This window comes from Pseudoalteromonas sp. TB25 (assembly GCF_000497995.1).
GTDB lineage: Bacteria > Pseudomonadota > Gammaproteobacteria > Enterobacterales > Alteromonadaceae > Pseudoalteromonas > Pseudoalteromonas distincta.
This window is the reverse complement of record NZ_AUTI01000179.1, coordinates 1-5904: the sequence shown is the minus strand read 5'-3', so window position 1 is coordinate 5904 and position 5904 is coordinate 1. Positions and strand designations below refer to the sequence as shown.

Here is a 5904-nt window from a genome sequence, read left to right as displayed (position 1 = left end):
ATGATGCGCTACTAAGGCGGTCATTACGGCCATTGCAACGGGTGTAAGCATGTTTGCACCTGCAGCAGGTAAACCAATTTTTAATATTTTACGAATAGCGCCAGTTACAGTTTGCTTGCCCGCTTTGAGACTCAACAAACGTTTTTTAACCGCTAATATATATAAAATAATAACCACAGCGACCGACCATGCAACAACACTTGCTATGGCAGCGCCTTGAATTCCTAACGCGGGTACCGGCCCAAAGCCAAATATAAGTATTGGGTCAAGTACGGCGTTTATTAGCCCGGCTCCGCCCATTACTATACTTGGCGTTTTGGTATCACCGCTGGCACGCAGTACCGAATTACCAATCATTGGGGTTATTAAAAATACGCTACCGATAAACCATACATTCATGTATTCGTGTATTAACGGCAATACTTGCGCGCCCGCTCCTAGCAAAGTAAATATGGGGTCAATCAGTAAATATCCAACAGATGACAACACAATAACCAGAACCACACCAACCATTAAAGAAATACTGGCATCAAAACGTGCTTCATCAATTTTATTACTGCCGAGCGCTTTCGCTATTACTGCTGATGTACCGATCCCCAGCCCTATTGCTAAGCTGATAACGGTAAAAGTAACCGGAAATGTAAAGCTCACGGCAGCTAGTGGTTCGGTGCCAAGTAAGCTTATAAAAAAGGTGTCTACAATATTGAACATCATTAGTGTGATCATGCCGAATATCATCGGTATGGTCATCGTCTTTAATGTAGGCAAGATAGGATCGTTTAGTAAATCTGGGCGAGTCTGAGATTTTGAAATTGCGCGCATGAAATAAATAGGCCTCTTTTTACTGAACGAATCATTTTAAAGCATCAAGGCAGTTCAAGCCACGGATTTATCACTACAATTGATGTAATTACGGAAGTAAATATTCTAAAAAATAGTAAAACTTGATTTTTACATCTTTTTGTTAAAATAGAGCCTAAACACGCCAAAAAACAATTAAAACACATTTTTATAACTTTTATTACAAACACCCTGTGTTATCTGATGCTTTTTTACACAAAGCAACTACTTGGTTTATCGTTACGAAAAAATTCATTCATGGAGTTACATCTATTAGCCACCAAAACATAACCTACTGTTTTACAATGAATAAAAAATAGTGATTTAAAAGCTTGAAATCGTTGTAGCACCCTAAAACATTGGTGCCGATGATGTTCTTAAAGTTTCATAAACAGAGTTATCCACAGAAACCGTGGATAACTCATTCAAAGCCGCATTTATAAAGGCCTTGAGAGACTCGCAATTTTCGCTGAGGTCCAACCAATTGTTGATTTGCTAATTGTGGCATTTTTATAAACTCACACTGAAAACGCAAGCTTGCCGATTTTTCTTCTTAACATAGTTATACGTTAGTAAATAAAAAACGTTTAATACAAAGTTAAGTTATTGATTGTTCTATTTTTGAGCGAAGATAATAAATGCTCAATTTATAGATCAAAATTGGATCACTATTAAGAGGGAAAAATACTTTTATGACTATTCGTGCAGGTATATTTTTAGAAAATTAAAATAAAAAAGTAAATAAATACGAAGAATACCCCAAAGTAAAAAATGAAATTTTATGTTTTTGAGTTGTTTTTTAATTACAAGTGGCTTTAATGGCGTGTTTAATTTAACCAATTTAAAGACTCAACAATAATAAAACTCGCATTAGTATTCTTAAATTCTTAAAAAAACAGCTTTAATAGAGCTATAAATCACGCAGATCGAACACAAAAACAACGAATAAACCTCTTTTTTCAATTTATGACTTTTATATGTTGACACTTTGCGGCTCCATCATTAATATTTCGCCCCGTTGAAAGGCAAGACGCTTCCCCCTTAGCTCAGTTGGTTAGAGCGACGGACTGTTAATCCGCAGGTCCCCCGTTCGAGTCGGGGAGGGGGAGCCAAGTTTATGTTTATGATGTAGTTCCCCCTTAGCTCAGTTGGTTAGAGCGACGGACTGTTAATCCGCAGGTCCCCCGTTCGAGTCGGGGAGGGGGAGCCAAATCATCATAATAATATCAGTACTTTAGTTCCCCCTTAGCTCAGTTGGTTAGAGCGACGGACTGTTAATCCGCAGGTCCCCCGTTCGAGTCGGGGAGGGGGAGCCAATTCTAAGAATTTCATAGACATTCCAAGCTATTTCCACTACTCTTCCTTATATAACTAAAGCATTAGTTTAATTCTTTAATGCGCTGTACTTAGTTTATTAATCAAGGACTTGATTCCTTCCCTTTTGATTATTAAAAGACTGAAAACATGGCTGGATTTAAAAAACTTATTTTTATACAAATTATCTCTTGGTTATTGTGTGTTGCAGCAGGAAGCTACTTCATATCTATAAGCTTTGATACTGCGGTAAGTGATGCACAAAAAAATGCACAAAAAACTGTTACTAAGTATATTAATGACCTTTCTTTAGACGATATTTCTGCTCAAAATTTAAAACAATCAATTGCAGATGGTAATACGTTTTCAAGCTTTACTCTAAGAGATTACCAAGGTGCTGAAGTATTTAGCATTAACCCCCCTACTCAATTACCAATGTTTGCTGATTTTGTACTCTCTAACTTTAACTCTGTACGCCCACAGTTTGCTGTAAACGATGCCGCAGATATAAAAGTTGAATTTGTACTTAACATTGAGCATTTAGCGTCGCAGCTACAAACGTCCCTTTTTATTGTTATTTTGATTTCTGCCATTTTAGTTATTATTCCAATAATTCTAATGAAATCTATTTTTTATCATTTAAATAAAAATATAAGTACAACAGTTGCTGACATTATCGATATTTATATCAATCAAAACCAAGTTGATAATGATTTAGAAACAGCACTAGATGGCACTCGATTGAAAAAAATGGGAAAAGATTTAGTACCTAGTTTTAATCGATTATCGCATTTTTTAAAAAACAAAAACGAAGATATACAAAGCGCTGCTATGACTATCAAGCATGAAGCGTACAAAGATGTAATTACCTCGCTTGGTAATCGTAATATGTTTGTTGAGTACTACGAAAAAAATATTGAAAACACTGAGCAAAGTACATTTGGCTCTTTAGCTATGGTTCGTTGTAGTGAGCTTCAAGCTATAAACCAAAGCCGTGGTTATCAAAAAGGCGACGAGTACGTTAAAGGTGTTGCCGATATTATCAAACACATAAGCGGCACTTACACAGGTAGCCAAGTGTTTAGATTAAACAGCTCTGATTTTGCGGTAGTACTCCCCCACATTCCTTTAAAAGAAGCTGAGCGCTTTGGTGAAAACCTGCAATCGCGCTTCACACAGTACCAACAAAACCAAGAGCTAAGCTCAGTTGCTAATACAGGTATTGTAGGTTACGAAAAAGGTAAGCCGTTAGGCGAACTACTTTCTGTTGTTGATAACGCGATGAGTATGGCGCAATCAAAACAAGTAAACGCATGGCACGTACAACGTGAAACCGATTTAGTTAATAACGTAAGTGCGGGGTTTGGTAATCAAAACTGGCGCAAGGTTATTAAGGAAGTTATTGAATCTAAGCGTGTTCATTTAGTGATGCAAAACATTATGCCGCTTGGTAAAAGCATAAAAGCCTACGCTGAAGTACAAGTTCGATTTAAAACAGAAGACAATCAAGTACTGCCTACCGCTTCTTTTTTAGCAATGGCCGAAAAACTTGATATGGCAATAGAAATTGATCGCTTAATCATCGACTCTTCTCTTGAAAAGGTTAAAAGCCGTAATTTATCTGAAAAGTTTTTTGGTTTAAACGTAACAGCCTCAAGTGCACACAACGATCAGTTTGTAATTTGGCTAGAGCGCCGATTATTGAAAGATACGCATATTGCATCTAAACTAGTATTTGAGGTTAGCGAGTTTGGTTTACAGCAAAACATCAAAGCTAGTAAGCGCTTTATCGACATGGTTCACCGTGTTGGCGCACGCGTAACTGTTGAACGTTTTGGTGTTGGCTTAACTTCATTTAAGTTTTTCCGCGATTTAAAACCTGATTTTATTAAAATGGATGCAAGTTATACTCGCGGCCTAGAAGATGATAAAAATAATCAGTACTTTATGCGCTTAATGGTCGATTTAGCCCACCGCATTGGTGTTAGCGTATTTGCTGAAGGCGTTGAGAGCCAAGAAGAGAAACACATTATAGAAACGTTGTGTTTAGATGGCGTTCAGGGTTATTACATAGAAAAACCTAAAGACATATAGTCTATTGGAGGCATCATGAAAAGAGTAGTTACCTTTATTATACTTTTTATTATGCCTTTGAGTTTGTACGCAAGCGCCCCGCAAAAAGAATTAGTTTTTAGCACTCACAACTATCCCCCATTTTCATTTGTTGATGAAAGCAATAATGCCACTGGCCCCTTTGTTGATATACTTACCTTAGCGTGTAAACGCCTCAATTATAAATGTGAGTTTATTAGCGTACCAAATCGTCGCTCTAAGCTGATGTTAAAAAACCTGCAAGCTCAAGGAAACTTTCCTATGGGCTGGAATATTGACCGCAACGAATGGCTTTACTTTTCGATTCCGCTTATGAAAATGCAATATGGTTTTTTTCAACCTGAAGGTGCTAAAAAAACCATTAAAAGCCTCAATGATCTACAAAAAATGCAAATTGCTGTTTTTGGCCCTTCAAATGCATCTTTTCAACTAATCAAAATACAGCAACAAATGATTAAAGACGGATTGAGAGAATTTGATATTGTTTTACTCACTGATGCCAATGGTACGGGTGTAAAAATGATAGAAAACAACCGTATAGATGGATATTTTGCCAATACTTTACAAGCGCGCGCTAGGCTAAAACAATTTAACTTACATCATGTTAATTTGGCTTTTTTACAAAGCGAATCTCCCTATTTTATTGGGTTTAATAAAATTCAATTATCTCCTGAACAAATCGCCCTATTTAATAAAGCACTATTAGATTTATACCAAGAACACGATCAATTTAAAGATATTTTAAAGCCGTATAATATTGATCCTATTCTAATTACACCTGAAATCTTAAGTCGCTTTAATATCATTACTGATTGAGTCGTTTATTTGCTTCTCATGTGTTGTTAATCGATAAAGAAAAAAGGATAATACCCACGTTTATTATAGCGTGAGGCACACATGACAGAATATGTCTTGTTATTGATTGGAACCGTTCTGGTTAATAACTTTGTATTAGTACAATTTTTAGGCTTATGTCCGTTTATGGGCGTATCAGGTAAGCTTGATACGGCGATTGGTATGTCTTTGGCAACCACGTTTGTGCTTACCCTTGCCTCTGTAACTAGCTATTTAGTTAATCAATATATTTTAATCCCTCTGGATATCGCCTTTTTACGCACCATGAGCTTTATTTTAGTGATTGCCGTTGTAGTGCAATTTACCGAAATGGTTGTGCGTAAAACCAGCCCTACCCTATATCGTTTATTAGGCATATTTTTACCGCTGATCACCACTAACTGTGCGGTATTAGGTGTGGCTTTATTAAATATCAAAGAAGATCATTCGTTTTTACAATCTGCGGTATATGGTTTTGGTGCTGCGGTTGGTTTTTCTTTAGTGCTTGTATTGTTTGCAGCACTACGAGAGCGTTTAGCAGCTGCTGACGTTCCTACGCCTTTTAAAGGCGCCTCTATTGCAATGATCACTGCAGGCTTAATGTCGATGGCGTTTATGGGTTTTACTGGATTAGTGAAGTTTTAATATGACCTTGTTTTATGCCTTGATAGCGATTGGTTCGCTAGCACTCATTTTTGGACTTATTTTAGGGTTTGCAGCAATTCGCTTTCGCGTTGAAGGTAACCCTATTGTTGAGCAAATTGATACTATTTTGCCGCAAACTCAATGCGGACAATGTGGCTA

The 5904-nt window shown here is 36.9% G+C and carries 4 protein-coding genes, 3 tRNA genes and 1 pseudogene; 7 read left to right on the top strand and 1 reads right to left on the bottom strand.

What is annotated here, in order from left to right:
* The coding region (locus L652_RS0104005; RefSeq protein ID WP_024603314.1) for an MATE family efflux transporter at positions 1-822 on the bottom strand (822 nt) is incomplete at its 3' end.
* Between the two features lie 1053 nt (positions 823-1875).
* On the opposite strand from L652_RS0104005, the gene L652_RS0104000 reads away from it, so the two are divergent.
* The 7 genes and pseudogenes from L652_RS0104000 to L652_RS0103970 form a co-directional block, all read left to right on the top strand.
* Positions 1876-1952, top strand: a tRNA-Asn gene (locus L652_RS0104000).
* Between the two features lie 21 nt (positions 1953-1973).
* Positions 1974-2050: transfer RNA gene (locus L652_RS0103995), tRNA-Asn, on the top strand.
* A gap of 29 nt (positions 2051-2079) precedes the next feature.
* Positions 2080-2156, top strand: a tRNA-Asn gene (locus L652_RS0103990).
* A 148-nt stretch (positions 2157-2304) separates the two neighbouring features.
* Positions 2305-4248, top strand: a complete 1944-nt coding sequence (locus L652_RS0103985) for a GGDEF domain-containing protein (protein WP_024595052.1) — start codon at positions 2305-2307, stop codon at positions 4246-4248.
* Positions 4249-4263: 15 nt separating this feature from the next.
* A complete protein-coding gene (locus tag L652_RS0103980; RefSeq protein ID WP_024595053.1) occupies positions 4264-5082 on the top strand; it encodes a transporter substrate-binding domain-containing protein in 819 nt (272 codons plus the stop codon).
* Between the two features lie 81 nt (positions 5083-5163).
* The gene (gene rsxA, locus L652_RS0103975) at positions 5164-5745 is read left to right on the top strand and encodes an electron transport complex subunit RsxA (RefSeq protein WP_008172491.1); all 582 of its coding nucleotides are present in this window, start codon (positions 5164-5166) and stop codon (positions 5743-5745) included.
* 1 nt (position 5746) lies between these two features.
* Positions 5747-5904, top strand: a pseudogene (locus tag L652_RS0103970) (electron transport complex subunit RsxB); the annotation flags it as partial.